The 18,627-nt window shown below is 29.4% G+C and carries 15 protein-coding genes; all 15 read right to left on the bottom strand.

All coding sequences use genetic code 11. From position 1 onward, the window contains the following. Nucleotides 1–66: 66 nt before the first annotated feature. The 15 genes from HGB55_RS11665 to HGB55_RS11600 all read right to left on the bottom strand — a co-directional run bounded on the left by HGB55_RS11665 (nt 67) and on the right by HGB55_RS11600 (nt 18,194). Nucleotides 67–1,458 carry an undecaprenyl-phosphate glucose phosphotransferase gene (locus HGB55_RS11665; protein WP_168817075.1) on the bottom strand — a complete coding sequence of 464 codons (1,392 nt, stop codon included), beginning with the start codon at nt 1,456–1,458 and terminating at the stop codon, nt 67–69. Nucleotides 1,459–1,793: 335 nt separating this feature from the next. Beyond that, nucleotides 1,794–2,666, bottom strand: a complete 873-nt coding sequence (gene rfbA / locus HGB55_RS11660) for a glucose-1-phosphate thymidylyltransferase RfbA (protein WP_168817130.1) — start codon at nt 2,664–2,666, stop codon at nt 1,794–1,796. Nucleotides 2,667–2,672: 6 nt separating this feature from the next. Then, complete coding sequence (gene rfbB / locus HGB55_RS11655; RefSeq protein WP_168817074.1) at nt 2,673–3,731, bottom strand: dTDP-glucose 4,6-dehydratase; 1,059 nt, start codon at nt 3,729–3,731, stop codon at nt 2,673–2,675. After that, on the bottom strand, nt 3,721–4,608 hold the full coding sequence (gene rfbD, locus HGB55_RS11650; RefSeq protein WP_168817073.1) for a dTDP-4-dehydrorhamnose reductase: 888 nt from the start codon (nt 4,606–4,608) through the stop codon (nt 3,721–3,723). Before rfbD ends, rfbB begins: the two co-directional genes overlap by 11 nt. An 18-nt stretch (nt 4,609–4,626) precedes the next feature. Then, entirely contained in the window at nt 4,627–5,205 is a 579-nt protein-coding gene (gene rfbC / locus HGB55_RS11645; RefSeq protein WP_168817072.1) for a dTDP-4-dehydrorhamnose 3,5-epimerase, read from the bottom strand. An 11-nt stretch (nt 5,206–5,216) separates the two neighbouring features. Then, nucleotides 5,217–6,335, bottom strand: a complete 1,119-nt coding sequence (locus HGB55_RS11640) for a glycosyltransferase (RefSeq protein ID WP_211047387.1) — start codon at nt 6,333–6,335, stop codon at nt 5,217–5,219. Then, nucleotides 6,325–7,374 (bottom strand): glycosyltransferase family 1 protein, encoded by a 1,050-nt coding sequence (locus HGB55_RS11635; RefSeq protein WP_211047386.1) that lies wholly within the window; start codon nt 7,372–7,374, stop codon nt 6,325–6,327. The genes HGB55_RS11640 and HGB55_RS11635 overlap by 11 nt, the downstream gene beginning before the upstream one ends. Nucleotides 7,375–7,443: 69 nt before the next feature. Continuing rightward, complete coding sequence (locus tag HGB55_RS11630) at nt 7,444–8,742, bottom strand: hypothetical protein (protein ID WP_168817071.1); 1,299 nt, start codon at nt 8,740–8,742, stop codon at nt 7,444–7,446. Nucleotides 8,743–8,763: 21 nt separating this feature from the next. Further along, the gene (locus tag HGB55_RS11625) at nt 8,764–9,834 is read right to left on the bottom strand and encodes a glycosyltransferase (protein ID WP_168817070.1); all 1,071 of its coding nucleotides are present in this window, start codon (nt 9,832–9,834) and stop codon (nt 8,764–8,766) included. A gap of 32 nt (nt 9,835–9,866) precedes the next feature. After that, nucleotides 9,867–10,775: a glycosyltransferase family 2 protein gene (locus tag HGB55_RS11620; protein WP_168817069.1), complete on the bottom strand. Its 909-nt coding sequence runs from the start codon at nt 10,773–10,775 to the stop codon at nt 9,867–9,869. A gap of 23 nt (nt 10,776–10,798) precedes the next feature. Beyond that, nucleotides 10,799–12,055: an oligosaccharide flippase family protein gene (locus HGB55_RS11615; RefSeq protein WP_168817068.1), complete on the bottom strand. Its 1,257-nt coding sequence runs from the start codon at nt 12,053–12,055 to the stop codon at nt 10,799–10,801. After that, the gene (locus HGB55_RS15675) at nt 12,039–12,515 is read right to left on the bottom strand and encodes an NAD-dependent epimerase/dehydratase family protein (RefSeq protein WP_371807819.1); all 477 of its coding nucleotides are present in this window, start codon (nt 12,513–12,515) and stop codon (nt 12,039–12,041) included. The genes HGB55_RS11615 and HGB55_RS15675 overlap by 17 nt, the downstream gene beginning before the upstream one ends. A gap of 4 nt (nt 12,516–12,519) precedes the next feature. Then, entirely contained in the window at nt 12,520–12,726 is a 207-nt protein-coding gene (locus tag HGB55_RS15670) for a GDP-mannose 4,6-dehydratase (RefSeq protein WP_371807818.1), read from the bottom strand. Nucleotides 12,727–13,057: 331 nt separating this feature from the next. Beyond that, nucleotides 13,058–14,176, bottom strand: a complete 1,119-nt coding sequence (locus HGB55_RS11605; RefSeq protein WP_168817067.1) for a Wzz/FepE/Etk N-terminal domain-containing protein — start codon at nt 14,174–14,176, stop codon at nt 13,058–13,060. A gap of 1,597 nt (nt 14,177–15,773) precedes the next feature. Next, nucleotides 15,774–18,194, bottom strand: coding sequence for an SLBB domain-containing protein (locus HGB55_RS11600; RefSeq protein ID WP_247649213.1), 2,421 nt, complete (start codon nt 18,192–18,194; stop codon nt 15,774–15,776). Between the last annotated feature and the right edge of the window lie 433 nt (nt 18,195–18,627).

Genomic DNA, 18,627 nt, shown 5'->3' with positions numbered 1-18,627 from the left:
CTAACAAAATCTAAATATAGATAAAATATATAGCCTAATTAAACGATTTATCTAAAAGAAATATTACTAATATGCGTTTTCATCTCTTCTAAAGAGCATTGTCCATACTGTCATAAAAATAATTCTCATATCCAGCATAAAGCTCCAGTTCTCAATATACCATATATCGGCTTCCGCTCTATTAGCCATATCTTGTACTGTTTTTGTTTCGCCTCTAAAGCCATTTATTTGAGCCCATCCTGTTACACCCGGTTTGGCAAAATGACGCACCATAAATTTATCTACAAGCACTCTATATTCATCTGTATGTTTTAGCATATGAGGTCTTGGTCCTACCAAAGACATGTGGTTTGCCAATACGTTTAAAATTTGAGGTAATTCATCAATACTGGTTTTTCTCATAAAAGCACCAAACGGAGTAATTCTACAATCTCCTTTAGTCGCCTGTAAAGTATCAGACTCTGCATTTACTTTCATACTTCTAAATTTCAAACATTTAAATGGGATTCCATTTCTCCCTGTACGTTCTTGAGAAAAAAATACAGGTCCCTTACTTGTCAATTTTATAATGACCGCAATTACAGGAAATAACCACGAAAATAAAAGCAATACTACCAACGAAGAAAAAACAACATCAAAACCTCTTTTTAAAATTCTATTTGCTAAACTTTGCAAAGGCTCTTCCCTGAATTTTAAAATTGGTATGTTTTGGATATATTCAATTGAAAATACTTGAGATAAGTATTCTGAAAACTCCGGTATAATTTTAACTCGTATCATGTTATTATCCCCAAAGCGCAGTAAATCATTTATCAAATCACTTTTATGATGTGGTAAAGAAATAATCATATCATCAACCTTATTTTCTTCACAATAACCAATTACTTCATCCAGTGTTCCTTTATAATACTCTTTTAAATGGTTTTCTAGCTTCACATCGGTAAAAAATCCTTCAATTTGATAACCGAAATCAGGGTTCAAAAAAACTTTATCAAACAGTTTTTCCATATTTTCATTATAGCCAACCAATACTATTTTTCTAAAATTATAGCCTCGGTGTCTATAGTTTTTGAAAAATTTTACCATAAAAACTCTCCAAAGTAACACCAATACAGTAAAATCAACTATTGCAATAACAAAAAATACTCTTGAGAATTTATAATCCGTTATTAAATAAATTAGTGCAGCACTTAAAAACGCAAAAGTTAGTAATGCTTTTAAGTTTTTTGATACAACTTTATGAATATAAATAATTCTCGGAATTTCATATAAATTGAATTTCAAAACTATTATAATCCACAAAATAACCCAGCCTAAAAATAACGAATAGTAAAATAAATTATCAGGTATTATACCTCCAAACCTTATACAACTTGCAATAAAAAAAGATAAAAATAAGAGTAAAATATCAACTGTAAAATCAATTAGAGGTATGAATTTAGTTTTTCCTTTAGGCATAACAAATAAATTATTATTATAAAATTAATGAAATTTTATTTCTTAAAAATTAAAAATCAATAAAATGACACTTTAAAAAACCTTGACAATAACTTCTTTGAAGTTTTATTGACGTGTTATAATTAAAAATAAAAAAGATATTACTTGATAAAAGGAAAAGAATTTGATCAAATACTATTGGGGCGTTCATATATATTCTTTTTGTATAGCAATACAAATATAGTTTTTTATAGCCCATATTTAAAAATAAAATTTATTTTTTTAGTTTATATTTTAGTAATTCAATAAAAAAACCGAGCAATCAAATGCTCGGTTTTAATTTAATTTTATAAATATTACTTCAATAATTTAAGCAAATATTGTCCATAGCTATTTTTAGACAAATCATTTGCTTGTTTTTTTAATTCTTTATCGGTAATCCATTTATTTCTCCAAGCAATTTCTTCTAAACAAGAAGCCATCAACCCTTGACGTGTTTGAATTGCTTCAATGTAATTTGCAGCTTGTAATAAAGAGTGATGTGTACCTGTATCTAACCAAGCAAAACCACGTCCCATTAAACTAAGTTTTAATTGATTTTGTTTTAAATACATTTCATTTACTGTAGTGATTTCAAGCTCTCCACGTGCAGATCGTTTTATATTTTTAGCAATTTTAACAACTGAATTTGGATAAAAATACAATCCTACTACTGCAAAATTAGATTTTGGTTTTAAGGGTTTTTCCTCAATGCTTATCACATTTTCATTTTCATCAAATTCTGCCACCCCATAACGTTCCGGATCACCAACATAATATCCAAAAATACGTGCTTTCCCCTCTTCTTCTACAGTTTTAACAGCTTCTTTTAATAAACTTGGAAAACCGTGTCCGTAAAAAATATTATCACCTAAAACCAAACATACATTATCATTTCTAATAAATTCTTCTCCTAATATAAAAGCCTGAGCCAATCCATCCGGCGAAGGTTGTACTTTATACGATAATTTTAAGCCCCATTGTGCTCCACTTCCTAATAAATTTTCAAATAAGGGTGTGTCTTGAGGTGTTGATATAATTAGTATTTCTCGAATTCCCGCTAACATCAATACACTTAACGGATAATAGATCATTGGTTTATCATATACCGGTAATAATTGTTTTGAGATCCCTTTAGTAATTGGATACAAACGCGTACCTGAACCACCTGCTAAAATTATTCCTTTCATCATAAATTATCTCTTTTGATATTGATTTTCATAATATTTTTGGTAATCTCCACTCGTTACATTTTGCATCCAGGTTTCATTTTCCAAGTACCAATCAATGGTTTTTTCAATACCTTCTTCAAATTGTAAACTTGGTATCCAATTAAGCTCTTTTTGTAATTTTGTGGAATCAATCGCATAACGCAAATCGTGTCCTGCTCTGTCTTTCACATAAGTAATTAATTTTTCAGAAGTTCCTAAATCTCTTCCAAGTTTTCTATCCATAATAGCACACATTATTTTAATCAAGTCTATATTTTTCCATTCGTTATGTCCTCCAATATTATAGGTTTCTCCAACTTTCCCTTGATGAAAAATAACATCAATTGCTCGTGCATGGTCTTCAACCCACAGCCAATCTCGTATATTTTCTCCTTTTCCATAAACAGGCAACAGTTTGTTGTTTTTAATGTTATTGATAAATAAAGGAATTAATTTTTCAGGAAATTGAAATGAACCATAATTATTAGAACAGTTTGAAATTAGTGAGGGAACTCCAAAAGTATCGTAATATGCTCTTACAAAATGATCTGAACTTGCTTTAGATGCTGAATATGGACTATGAGGATCATACTTTGTATTCTCCGTAAAAATTCCTTCTTCACCTAATGAACCATACACTTCATCTGTTGAAATATGATAAAATAATTTATCTTCTAATTTATCTTTCCAACTATTTTTTGCGGCATTTAACAAATTAACAGTTCCTATTACATTGGTAAAGACGAATTCAGTTGGATTTGTAATTGATCTATCTACATGAGATTCCGCTGCTAAATGAATTACCGCATCAAACTGTTTTTCTTCAAATAATTGAAACATAGCTTCACTATCAACAATATCAGCTTTTACAAACTCATAATTTGGTTGGTTTTCAATATCTTTTAAATTTGCTAAATTTCCTGCATAGGTTAATTTATCTAAATTTACGATATGGTAATTTGGATATTTAGTAACGAATAAACGAACTACATGAGAGCCAATGAAACCCGCACCTCCAGTAATTAAAATTGTTTTATTTTTCATGTTGCAGATATTCTTTTTGTTCAATTTCTAAAATACATTTTCGCAAGCTTTCTTTCCAATGAGGAATTTCAATCGCAAAATCAGTTTTTATTTTTTTCTTATTTAATACACTGTATGAAGGTCTTGGAGCCGACGTTGGGTATTCCTTTGTTTCAATAGGAAGCACCACACATTTAATTTTAGAAAGTGCCATAATTTCAACAGCAAAATCATACCAAGAAGCAACTCCTTCATTTGAAAAATGATACATGCCTCTTTTTTCATTCCCCTCTTCTAAACTTGAAAGAATTATTAAAATTGATGCTGTCAAATCTCCTGCCCATGTTGGTGTACCAACTTGATCAAAAATTACTTTCAATTCCTCTCTTTCATTACCTAACTTCCGCATGGTTTTTACAAAATTAGTTCCATATGTTGAATATAACCAAGCGGTTCGTAGTATTATTGAAGAAGGATGTACTTGCATCACTTTTTCTTCTCCTTCTAATTTTGTTTTTCCATAAACACTCAATGGATTTGGCGTATCAGACTCAATATAAGGCAAATAAGAATGTCCGTCAAACACAAAATCTGTAGAAATGTGGATCAATTTTAATTTAAATTCAGCAGCAACTTTCGCCAAATTTTCCGCACCAGTAACATTTACATTATAGGCTGTTTCGGCAACTGTTTCTGCCTTATCTACTGCTGTATAAGCTGCACAGTTTATAATAGCCGTAATTGATTTACGCTGAACAACCTCTTTAATTTTTGCTAAATTAGTGATATCCAATTCCGGTAAATCTACATACACAAAATTCCAACTTTTATATTCGTTTTCTCTTTTTCTAATTTCACTCCCCAATTGTCCATTGGCTCCTGTTACAAGTATATTCATTACTCATTTTATGTTTACTTAATAAACATTTTCTTTTTTAAATAATTCGTATGTAAAATCTTTAATTTCTGAAATAGAAGGATGCTTTTTATCTTTTTCAGATAGCTGAATATCCTTTTCTTCTAATAACCAGTCTATTCCTATAGTTGGGTCTTTCCAGCTAATTCCGCCATCATGACTTGGTGTATAATAATTGTCACATTTATAACTAAACAATGCTGTTTCACTCAACACCACAAAACCATGCGCAAACCCTCTTGGCACCCATAACTGACGTTTATTTTGTTCTGAAAGTTTTACCGCTACGTGTTTTCCATATGTTGGAGAATCTAACCGAATATCTACTGCTACATCTAATACTTCTCCTTGTAAAACACGGACTAATTTTCCTTGTGTAAATGGTGGACGTTGAAAATGCAATCCTCTTAAAACTCCATATTGTGAAAAAGATTCATTGTCTTGCACAAAATTCACATTTCCAATGTACTCTTTTATAACATCTTCTCGAAAAGATTCTAAAAAATAGCCTCTTGAATCTCCAAAAACTTTAGGTTCAAAAATTAAAACATCGGGAATGATTGTTTGCATTACTTTCATTGTTGTATTTTTTATAATTCTGTTTTAAAATACATATTTACAAAATCCGAAATTTCTTTCTTGAATCTATCTTTTGAAAATCTTAGTGAATTTTCTCGAGCTTCATTTGAACTGAAGGGCTTAGGGTTATTTTCAAATTTATCTATTGAACTATTTATACAATTAGCCGTCTGTTCTTTAAACAAAACACCAGTCTTCCCATCTATTACTATTTCTTTCGCTCCTGCTTTATCGTAAGCTATAACAGGTGTCCCACAGGCTTGGGCCTCTACCAAGGAAATACCAAAATCTTCTACTCCTGCATATATAAATGCTTTGGCTTTTGAAATTTTTTCATAAACTTGAGATTTATCAAGAAAACCTGTAAATTCAATATTGGAAGACGCCTTCTTCTTTAGCTTAGTAAGCATTGACCCACTTCCAACAATAACTAATCTCTTTTTATTCTTATTAAACGCCTCAACAATAGTATCAAACCGCTTATATTCAACAATCCTACCGACAGTAACATAGTATTCTTCCTTGATATCCATTGGTTTAAAATAGTCTACATCTACGGGAGGATAAATAACTATCGAATCTCTTCCATAAATGTTTTTAACCCATTGCTGAACAAAAATAGAATTGACAATGATAACATTCGGGTTTGAGGCCTGTTTTATATCATATTTCCTTAGTAAAGGTAAAATAAATCTAAAAATCTTTCGGTAAGAATTAAAATACAAATCGACCTCGTCCCAAATATATTTCATATTTCTAGCTTGGAAATAACTTATATGAAATGCATTAGATATTTTTAAAGACTTAGCTGTAGCAAAAGATGAACTTATTATCAAATCTGCTTTACTTTTTCTCGCCTTTTTATTTAAATTATTCACAAAAAAAGGAAATAACAAAATTAATTTTCTAAATGAAAATCCAAAAAATTGTAAATTTGAATTAATAACCTTAACTTTTTTTCCTACAAATGTCTTTTTTATATCTTCTTCTTTCATTAAATTAACCAATGTAAAGCAAGATGAAAAATCGAACACTTCATTTAAAGCTGAAATTACACGCTCAGCTCCTCCATATTTATCTAGCCAATCAGCTGATAATACTATTTTTTTTCCTTCTAATTTATTTTCCAATTTCTAATATTTTTAATATTTTTTGAGCAGAAACTTCCCAGTCATACTTTTTTGAATTTTTCAATCCTTTAAATTTTAATTCTTCTAATAATTTTTCATCATTAAGCGCCAATCTTATCTTACTTGACATTTCTGAAATATCATAAGGATTAAAATAAACCACAGACTCACCATATACTTCGGGTAATGAAGCTTGATTAGAAACTAAGCAAGGACAACCACAAGATTGAGCTTCTAATGGAGGTATCCCAAACCCTTCATAAAATGAAGGAAAAACAAATAGTTTAGCTTTATTATAAAGATCAACCAATTCATCATCGGTTATTCTTCCTAAAAACTTAACATTTTTATTTCTACCAATTAGATTCACGTTTGAAAAACTTTTACTATTACCTCCCACAATTAATAATTTGGTTTCTATACATCCAACCATCTCAAATGCTTTAAGCATTCCATGAAAATTTTTTTGAAGATTTAAAGATGATAATGCTAGAATAAATTTCTCTCTTTTTTCTTCTTTATTCTTAATTTTTTTTGATACAGCATTGTAAACTACACTTATCTTATTAGATTCAATATTATAATAATCACATATTTCCTTTTTTGAAAATTCACTTACCGTCAAAACATGCTTACTAACACTTAACAATCTAGGAATTATATTTTTATAAATAAGTTTAAATAAAAAAGAATATGATTCAGGATATTTAATGAATGCAATATCATGTACTGTACTAATTTTATTTTTATAAAATAAGGGTGCTGTATTACAAAAATTCAACAATAAAGGACTATTATTTTTATTTAAGTAATTAGGCAAATCTATTTGTTCCCATACATGACCTTTTTTTCTCCCGATTATTTTTACGCCCAACTCCGTTGCTAAATTAATATCTAAAATATTTTTTGGGGATACCAATTGTAGTTCATCTCCTAATATTTCTTTTAATTGCTTAGAAATCTCTATAGCAAAACGCTGAACGCCCGTTATGGGTTGGGTTAAAAAACGTGCATTTATATAAATTATTTTTTTTGACATCTCTAAAAAATTATATTATTATTTTCTATAATTGTTTAATAATCCCTTTTCTAAAAATGAAATTAATTTTCAACCTAACACACTTACTTCTTCTTTAGAAGTTAATTGAATGGTTAAAAACATGTAAAAAATCCACATCCAAAAGGGAGAAAAACTTAAATCTGGAATGGCAATAATTTGCGCAAACATCAAAACAAGAGCAAAATAAAAAATAAATAATGAAGAAGCTTTATCATTATTTTTCTTATAAAGATATTTCATTAATCTTAGATAAAAAAGACCAAAAAGAATAGCTCCTATTAATCCTGTAGTCGTTAATATATTTAAAATAAAACTAGCTCCCCTATGATTTCCTAAACCTACACCTAACATATAAGTATTTACAAATAACTCCCAAGAGAACAAAACAGCTCCCAATCTTACTCCTCCTGAATGGCTATCTCCCTTACTTGTTATCAATAACATAATTATATCAAAATATCCCGAATATACTAAACCTAAATATCCTACTATTACAACCGGAATAATCCAGAATATTTTCTTCATGTTATTTGTTAATATATATATAACTGCTCCAAAAATAAAACTTACAATTCCTGTGCCCGAAAGATTAAAAACCAAAGCTATAAGTATAAAAACACTTAATAACTTCGAAAATCTAAATTTAGAAACATATACCGCCCAAAAAGAAGCCGCTAAAAAAGCTCCTGCAAAAGACGGCTCTAAAAAAGTAGCATTTAAACGCATCAATCCCCCTAAAGCAGTTTGTTGATCTAAACTACGTATATCTGTAATAAAGAAACTTTTAGGAAAATAAATTAAATTATAAAATTTAGATACAAATTCCCATAAACCAATGAATACCACAAATACAATGGAGAAAATAAAACTTTTTGTATAAAATATTTTATCACCTAATTTACCTCTAGCAGTGAACAACAAGAGCAGCACTAAATAATGTAAGCTTAAAAAAACTATTTGAATTACACTAGAGAAAGATAGTCTTAGCGGTACTCCACCCATAAAATAATTAGTATCTATTCCCATATCAGTACTATAAACCCTAACCTTATTTTCAAATATTAAGGGCAAAAAAATAGTTGTAATAACAGCAATTAAGACAAAAACCCCAAGATACTTAAGAATAGTGTTAATTCTAATTTTTTTCTTTTGAAATATAATAGGAGTTAACCTTAAAACACAAAAACATTCTGTTACAAACAAAGGAGATAAACTTTTACCACCAAACTGTAGGACACCTGCTGTTTGAAATACACAAGAAAAAATAAGAAGCCCTGCTAAGTACTTTTTTGGTAAAAAAAAAGTACTTATACATAATAAAACCCAAACAAGTCCAAAGGAAGTCATTAATTCTTTAAAATATAAGTTTTATATTTCCAATAATAATTTAGAATAAACTGGAATTATTGATTCTATACCATATTTTTTAAGGGCATTTTGCCTTATAATCTTATTGTCAAAATCCATATTTTTTATTTTTTCTAATTTACTTTTAAAATTCTGTTCATTATAAGAATAAATATATCCATTGATGCCCTCTTCAACTATTTCTCTAATTCCCCCTGGACAGTCATTAGCTAATATAGGGCAACCACATATTAAAGATTCTAATAAAACATTTGGAAAACCTTCAAATCTTGAACTCAAAATAAATAAATCTGCCTTTTGCATATAGATATATGGATTTTTAACATTCCCTAAAAACTTAATCTTATCTTCTAACTCTAATTTTTTTACTTGCTTTTTTAAAATTTCTTTATCTTCACCATCCCCTAAAATGATTAAAAAATAATTATTATTAGTTATTTTTGAAAATTCATTTATCAATAAATCAAAACCTTTTTGGTATGTTAATCTTCCAGCTGCTAACAAATTAACCTTATTATCATCTAACTTAAAATCATCACTTTCTTTTAATTTATTAAAAATATAATTACTATCTACAGGATTATTTATTTTTTTAATTTTATTCTTATCTACATTAAAATTAGTAACAAGTTCATTAACCATATCATCTGATTGTGCTATTATAGCATCATAATTATTATAAAACTTTTTATAAAAATATTTTATAATCTTAAACCTTTCAAATAGTGATGGTAAATTAGATTCTCTTGCGATTTTTTTAATCCCTTTTGGAAACAAAAATAAAAAAGGAGAAATAAAAGCGTTTATTGTTCCTGCTCCCATAAATAAAATATCTGGCGTGTCTTTTTTTATATAAACTAATAGTTTAGATAAAAAAGTCAAAGTAGAAAATTTCAAACCATGCTTGATGCCTAAATTTACTATTTCTATGTCTTCTTTTAAATCATCAATATATACATTTACCCCTTCTTTTTTTATTATTATTAATTTTGGTTTAAATAATTTTCTATCTAAATTATTTAGTAATATAGATATTACTCTCTCTGCTCCACCTCCTCCTAAATTAGGCATTACAAATACTATTGACTTAGGTTCTTCCATAATTATTTTACTAATATTTTTTTTAATGGACTAATCAAAATGAATAAAATGAATGGAAGAACCATTTTATTCTCGCTCATCTTAATTAAATCTTTACTAGTTATTTTTCTTTCTCTAAATAAAGCTGATGCAATAAATGATGAATAATATATTTTTGCTTTTAATTTCCAGTAATAATATTTAAATAAAGAAACCTTACCTCTTAATTCGTTAGCGACACTTTCAATCCACTTACAATTTACTATCTGCTTAGAAACATCTGGTACTTTACTTTCATTATTACCTGTGCCATTCCATTGTCCAACAATTTTCTTAGTCAAAATAACATCCCCTTGTATAGCTAACCTTCCAATACATTCTAAATCACTGGATATAATATTACTTCGATAAAAATCTATTTTAAGTGCTTCCTTTCTATTATACAAAGTGGTTAAATGTGAAAAATAATACTTACTAAACAAACCCAAAATAAATTCTTTTCCAGGTATAACAAGCTCTTGATTATCTATTTTATGAATTAGCTCAAATCCTTTTTCTGGAGAAAAAAATCTTTTACATGCCATTAAAAACATAATTTTATTCCCTTTTATTTCTTCTTCTTTTATATTTATTACTGAATCTGAAATAAATTTTTTATATATAAAAAAGTCATCCCCATCCAAATTCACTACATATTCGCCGGTTGCATATTCATAGAGTAGTTTTCGATAATTTTTCACTCTACCTATATTGTTAAAATTTCTAAAATATTTAATTTGAGGAAACTCTGAAACTAATTTTTTAATAATATTTTCAGTATTATCACTAGAACAATCATCAGAAACAATAATTTCTAAATTATTATAATCTTGATATAAAGCACTACGAATTGTTTTTTCTATATATTGCTCCTGATTGTAAGTAGGAATCATAATTGTTACTAAAGGAAACACGCTCATACTACCCAATGTATTAAGTTATTTTTTTTAATAATATATATTCTGTGAATAAACTCAAAGATTTGTGCTAAGACAATAGTAGAAGATAATGTATAAATATTAATATACCCAAGAGGAATAAGTACTATTGTAATAAAAAAATAAAAAATGGTAGAATATATTAAATTTAACATAAACTCCTTAGTTAATCCGTTTATTATCAATACACTAGACCCTATAATAGAACTTAAAGGTCTTAATAAAAGAACACCTGTTATAAAAAATAGAGGTTGTGCAGGTAACATACTTGATCCTCCTAAAAATAGAATTATGTATTTGCTTAAGGCTGTAATTAATAAATAACTACAAATAAGCAATAAGAATTCAACTTTTACTATTTTTTTAAGCATCGTATGGTTTTTACTATTCGCTATTTTAGGAAATACTACATTTGTAACATTATCAAAAATTGAAATAATTATTTTTATTACTTTATAAGATAAATCATAATATGCCACGGCTTGATTCCCCATAAACATTCCTATTAAAAATATCGGAGTATTATCTTTAATGCTAGAAACTCTAGAAATAAATAGAGGATAAGAATCTTCTAAATTATTCTTAAAAGTACTTAATTTAGGAATGATAAAATTAATTTTATCAATTTTAAAAACAATTATCAATGATATTATTCCTGCTATAATAGCCCCTATCCCATTAATTATGGGTATATATAAATAATCTGATGGATGGTGAATAAAAACAAATATTAATCCTAGAAAAATTAACCGGCTAATTAAGGTAATAAAAGTTATATATTTCATTTTTTCCAACCCTTGAAAATACCACATAGGAAATATGGCTTCATAGAGACACATCCACATAGTCAATATAAAAAGTGTTTTATAATCTTTAGCTTGGGGAAGTATATATAATAATATACCCAATATTAAAAAAGATATTATAAATAATAAAAATTTACTTAATAAGGTTGAACTTACTATTTCATCCAATTTATTTTTGTTATCTCTGTAAATACTTATTTCCTTTGTCGCCGATATATTGAAACCAAAACTTACTAATATAACTAAATAACCTATTACTGATTGAGTAAATATTACTAATCCATATCGATCACCACCTAGAACCCTAATTAAATAAGGATACGTAATTAAGGGTAGCAGCAAATTAAATACTTGTAAAATTGACAAGTAACTAAAATTATGAATTAACGTTTTATTTTTTTTAAATATACTTTTAAATCTCTGTATCATTAATTATTTTAGTATAATTATAAAACCAGTTTGTAAATTCAATAATTCCTTTTTTTAGTGGTGTTAAAGGATTGTATTTTATGCTTTGTTTTAAATGAGTAGTATCGGCATAAGTCATTTTTACATCCCCTTCTTGCATCGGTAAAAAATTTTTAGTGGCTTTTTTACCCAAACAAGTTTCCATTATTATAATAAATTCCATCAAATCAACAGGTTTAGAATTCCCTATATTAAAAACTTTAGCCTTTGGTTGTTTTATTGGCAACGTAGTTATACAGCGAACAACTCCTTCAACAATATCATTTATATAAGTGAAATCGCGTTGCATATCTCCGTTGTTAAATACTTTTATTGGCTCTCCTTTAAATATTGCATTTGCAAAAATCATCAGTGCTATATCTGGCCTACCCCATCTATATACTGTAAAAAAGCGAAGACCAGTTATTGATAAATTATACAAATGACTATAGGGTATATGCCATCAATTCATTACTCTTTTTAGTAGCTGCATACAAACTAACAGGGTTATCTACTCTATCCTCTTCAGAAAATGGAATTTTTGAATTCGCACCATATACTGAGGAACTAGAAGCACATTCTAAATGTTGAATATTATTATCTCTACAACATTCTAATACATTTACAAAACCAACTATATTATATATATGCATTAGGGTTTTCTAAGGAGTACCTAACTCCAGCTTGTGTTACCAAATTAATTACATGTGTAATTTTTTTTGCTGAAAAATAATTTCTAATTTTTTAAAATCAATAATATCTATTTTAGCAAAAGAATAGTTAGGATACTTCTTTCTTTTTACCAAACTCCCATTTGAATCAATTAAATTTCTTAAAATTCCTGATTCATTTAATTTCTCGTATTTTAAATTTATATTATCAATCCCTACAACCTTATATCCTCTGCTTGATAAAGCTTATCCTAAATGAAAACCTATAAATCCGGCTGCATCTGTAACTAATATTTTCATTGATCTTTGCTACTTATATTTCTTTATTCCAACTCCTCTTTAAATCTCTCAAAACCTTTCTTCCTAATACTACTGTTATACTGACCACAACTCCTACAAAAACAAAAATAACTAAAATCATAAATCTTTTAGGCTTTGATTTTTCAATAGGCACCACTACGGGCTTTACAACTGTAAAAACAGGCGTATCTTCTTTTACTTGGATTTGTTGGGTTTCTACTTGCTTGGCTAATTCTGAGTACACACTATATGCTAAATCATATTCAGATTGTAATCTGGTTAATGTTGTTTGCGCCAATGCAGAATTCATAAATAGATTTCGATCATTGAAACTCGCTAATTGCTGTTGCGCAATTCTAAACTCTTTTTCTTTTTCAGTATAGCGTTCTTGAATAAATTTTAACTGTTCAGCAGATTTTTGGACTTTAAAATTTATAATATACTGTTGTAATAATTCTTGCGCATTTTTTGTTAATTCTGCAGCGTTTAAAGCCTCCGGCATATTTGATGATAAAGTGATATAACCTTCTTTATCGTTGACTGACAAAGAAACTTGATTATTTAATCTCTCAATTAATTCTTTTTCTTCTTCACTAATGGTTAGTATTTGGTTGTTGGTTGTTAGTCTCTGGTTACTCGTAGACTTTCCTTGTATGGCTTTGATAAGGATTCCCGGTAAACCAATCGTGTATTTTTTTATATACCCTAATATTCCGGGGCTATAAATAGTTGTATAATATTCGGTAAAACTTACTGGTTGTGATTGTCCTTCAATTGTTAAAGGGTTTTGCAGTAATTCTTTTTGAAACGGAATACTAGTGATTATTTGTGGATATAATGTCGGCGGTATTCCAGATTCTGAACTCATTCCTCCTAAATTAATACCAGCCATTGCTGCTAAACCGCCTAAACTACCGCCTACTTTACTATTAGAAGTTTGGGGCACAAAAGTAGTAGATGCTGTATATTCTTTTTGAGAAAAAATAGCAATAAACAGACCTATTGCCATAAAAATCAACGTAGTTTTAATTATAGTTTTTCGACCATTCCATAGAGTTTTTGCCAGTGCGATTAAGTCTATTTCATCATCTTCTATTGGATGTTCGGGTAGTTTTGTAGTATCTTTTGTCATATTTTTTATGTGATTCTGGAATTTATATGATTTGGATTTGTTTAGATTCCTGCCTGCGCAGGAATGACAGTATTATTTTTTCGTTATGCTGAACCGGTTACTGAGCGGAGCCGAAGTATTGTTTCAGCATCTTATTATTGTTTTGTACTTGCTTTTATGTGATCCTGAAACTTGTTCAGGATGACGGTTTTTATGTTTATTTAGATTCCTGCCTTTACTTTACTTCGATACAGTTCAGTTTAAAATTCAGGATGACGTTTCTTTTGTTACAGATTGCTTCGTCCTTCTCTCCTCGCAATGACCGATTTAGATTCCTGACTGCGCAGGAATGATAGTATTATTATTTCGTCATGCTGAACCGGTTACTGAGCGGAGCCGAAGTATTGTTTCAGCATCTTATTATTATTTTGTACTTGTTTCATGAGATCCTGAAACTTGTTCAGGATGACGGTTTTTATGTTTATTTAGATTCCTGCCTTTACTTTACTTCGATACAGTTCAGTTTAAAATTCAGGATGACGTTTCTTTTGTTACAGATTGCTTCGTCCTTCTCTCCTCGCAATGACGGAGTTTAGATTCCTGCTTGCGCAGGAATGACAGTATTATTTTTTCGTTATGCTGAACCGGTTACTGAGCGGAGCCGAAGTATTGTTTCAGCATCTTATTATTGTTTTGTCCTTGTTTCATGATATCCTGAAACTTGTTCAGGATGAAGGTTTTTATGTTTATTTAGATTCCCACCTTTACTTTACTTCGATACAGTTCAGTTTAAAATTCAGGATGACGTTTCTTTTGTTACAGATTGCTTCGTCCTTCTCTCCTCGCAATGACCGATTTAGATTCCTGACTGCGCAGGAATGATAGTATTATTTTTTCGTTATGCTGAACTTGTTTAACTCCTTTGAGTTGTTGATTTCAACAGCTTGTTATACTGAACCGGTTACTGAGCGGAGCTGAAGTATTGTTTCAGCATCTTATTATTGTTTTGTACTTGCTTTTATGTGATCCTGAAACTTGTTCAGGATGACGGTTTTTATGTTTATTTAGATTCCTGCCTTTACTTTACTTCGATACAGTTCAGTTTAAAATTCAGGATGACGTTTCTTTTGTTACAGATTGCTTCGTCCTTCTCTCCTCGCAATGACGGTGTTTAGATTCCTGCCTGCGCAGGAATGACAGTATTATTTTTTCGTTATGCTGAACCGGTTACTGAGCGGAGCCGAAGTATTGTTTCAGCATCTTATTATTATTTTGTACTTGCTTTTATGAGATCCTGAAACTTGTTCAGGATGACGTTTCTTTTGTTACAGATTGCTTCGTCCTTCTCTCCTCGCAATGACGGATTTAGATTCCTGCCTACGCAGGAATGACAGTATTATTTTTTCGTCATGCTAAACTTGTTTCAGCATCTTATTATTGTTTTGTACTTGCTTTTATGAGATCCTGAAACTTGTTCAGGATGACGTTTCTTTTGTTACAGATTGCTTCGTCCTTTTTCTCCTCGCAATGACGGAGTTTAGATTCCTGCCTGAGCAGGAATGACAGTATTATTTGTTATATTTTACTTCATCGTTTCACTCCTCGTAATGACACTATTTTATTTTACTAAATTATCAATTAAAATACCAAGTGTGGTGATTCCTGTGGTGATTCCTAAAACTTCTTGTATTGACATTCTGGTTCTTTCAGCTTTTTGAGGAATTACAATTAACGCTCCCGGTTCTATTTTTGGATAAGACTTAAAAAAGAGAAAGTTTTTAGTGCTTCTAACATCTCCATTTGAATAAATTACATAGCCTTTACTCTTTTTAGCTTCTTGAGAAAAACCTCCTGAACTATTGATATAATCTTTAAAAGAATTTGATTTATCGTATCTCACCAATGAAGGTGCTAAAATTTCACCTCTAACTTCTACCGTCTGTTTTTCAGAAGGTACAATTAATACATCTCCTTCATTCAAAATTAAATCGTATTTAGATTTTTTACCTTTTGAACTTAAAATTTCTCCCAAATCAATCCCAATCTTAAACTCTTTCACATCTGTTTCAATATCAACTAAAGTTGTATCTTGTTCTATCATTGTTTCTAACAATTTTATCTGTTCTTTTTCAGAAGATTCGGATAATTTTCTTACTAATGTTGCGCCTTTAATATATGCATAAGGTGATAGCCCTCCGGCTTTATCAATTAAATCAGAAATACGTTCATCTTTATTTGTAATTGAGTAATCTCCCGGGTAATTAACTTCACCTGTAATGCTTACATTTTTTTGAGCTGTAAATCCTTTTATATAACGAACTGAAACTCTGTCAAAAGGTTCAAGATATACCTCTTTTGAATTAACCTTTAAATTATTCGAACTAATGTATTTTATATTTTTACTTATATTTTCAAAAGTACCATCTGCCACTCTTCTTGAAATATCAATCACTTCAACATTAGCTCCTTCTTTAAATCCACCTGCCATTGCAATTAAATCTTCAACACGCATCCTTTCATAGAATTGAAATGTTTTAGGGTTATTTACAGCTCCATTTATAGAAACCGTATATTTTTCTTTTAAACTATATTTATCAAAAATTTGTACTTTATCTTCTCTTTTTAACTCAATATCAAAGCTTTTATCTAATACTTGTTGTACCGAAAACGAAACAATTTCCTGCTTCACATCGTCAATAGTTCTATAAATAATACCTCTGTCTAAAAAAGCATTGTCCATAACACCGGCTGCTTTTTGAATCAAATCTGACAATAAAAGCCCTTTACTTAGCTCATAATCTCCCGGTCTATAAACTGCACCTTCAATACTTACCCTATTTTTGTAACGATCAATTACTGCTCCAACAGCTATGCTATCACCATCTCGCAACATAAAATCTTTCTGAAGGTTTAAATCAATTTCATTCACTTCTTTTTGTTCTCCATTTACTCTTTCTACAACCAATCTGTTTTTATAAGCATCAGAAGTAAATCCACTAAAGTAATGAATAAGGTTATTTATGGTCTCTCCGTTTTTTATTTCATACAATCCGGGGCGTTTTACTTCACCACTAACCTTAACTATACCTATGTACGGTTGTACAATGATAATATCCTGATCACGCAACATTACATTTCCTTCTTCTGAACCTTCAATTAAATAATTATAAATATCAAAAATTCCAAATATTTCTCCACCTCTAACTACTTTTATATTTCTAAATGTTCCATTTTCAGTTGGACCTCCGGCAGCATATAAGGCATTTAAAACTGTTGAAAGAGCACTTAAAGAATATGTTCCCGGCACTTTAACTTCTCCAATTATATTTACCTGAACTGTTCTAACTCCAACCAAAGAAACATCGGCATATACTTTATTGTAACTTGAGCTTGAAGCACCAATACCGCTATAAATACGTTTTAAATAGGCTATTATTTTTTCTTTTGCTTTATCTATAGACAAGCCACTTACATAAATAGGTCCGATATTTTCAAGACGAATTGCTCCTTCTCTATCAACTTGTCTTCTATAATTATTCTCCGCAGCTCCCCATATATCAATTAACAGTTCATCTCCAGGACCTAATTGGTATGTTGCCGGTGTTGCCAAATTTAAATTTGGTGTAAATGAAATATTTGGATTGCTAAAAAAATCGTAACCAAATAAAGGGTTTTTCTCAATTTCTTCATCTATAATTCCCCCTTCTAGTCCGAATTTTTCCAAATCAGAAATTTCTGTTGCATTTGACTTTTCAGAAGATGAACTTTCAGAAATAGATTCTGAATATTTTAGTTTATTAATTCTACTCTTTAATTTTGAAAACTGAACAGCTGACATTCCTTTTGATTTAGCCAATACTTCTAGCTGTTCTAATGTGTATCCTTCTGCTTTTGCTTTATTCCAATAAGTTAAAATTTGTTCATCTGACATGCTATCTATATCAATAGCTGCCATTTGACTTGCACTTACCTGTGCTGTTGCCTCTTGAATATTAAAAATAGCTAACATTAGTAACAATGCCATTATCCACTGTTTCATATTATTTTTTATTTTGTTCAAAAATAGTTTTTTTTATTTTATTGGAATTAGAAAACTTTAATTAACGATGCTTTTCTATTACGTCATGCTGAATTTATTTCAGCATCTTGTCTTATACTTATTTTCATAATATCCTGAAATCAACGATTCAACGGAGTTAAATAAATTCAGGATGATGGTTTATTTGTTACAGATTGCTTCGTCATGCTTTACTATAAATTATAGATTTGGATTCCTGCCTACGCAGGAATGACAACTTTTATTTCCTTTTTATCTCAACTCCGCTCGATATGACACTATTATTTGTTACAGATTGCTTCGTCCTTCTCTCCTCGCAATGACGGATTTTTGATTTCTACTTCTTTCCGTCATTATAAATCTTTATAAAGCCTTTTTAGGCAGACAAAGATGAAGGAATCTTTTTGTTACGTCA

Source organism: Lutibacter sp. B1, assembly GCF_012524075.1.
In the GTDB taxonomy this organism is placed as follows: Bacteria; Bacteroidota; Bacteroidia; order Flavobacteriales; family Flavobacteriaceae; genus Lutibacter.
Note: the sequence above shows the minus strand (reverse complement) of the source record. Positions and strands in the feature narration are given on the sequence as shown.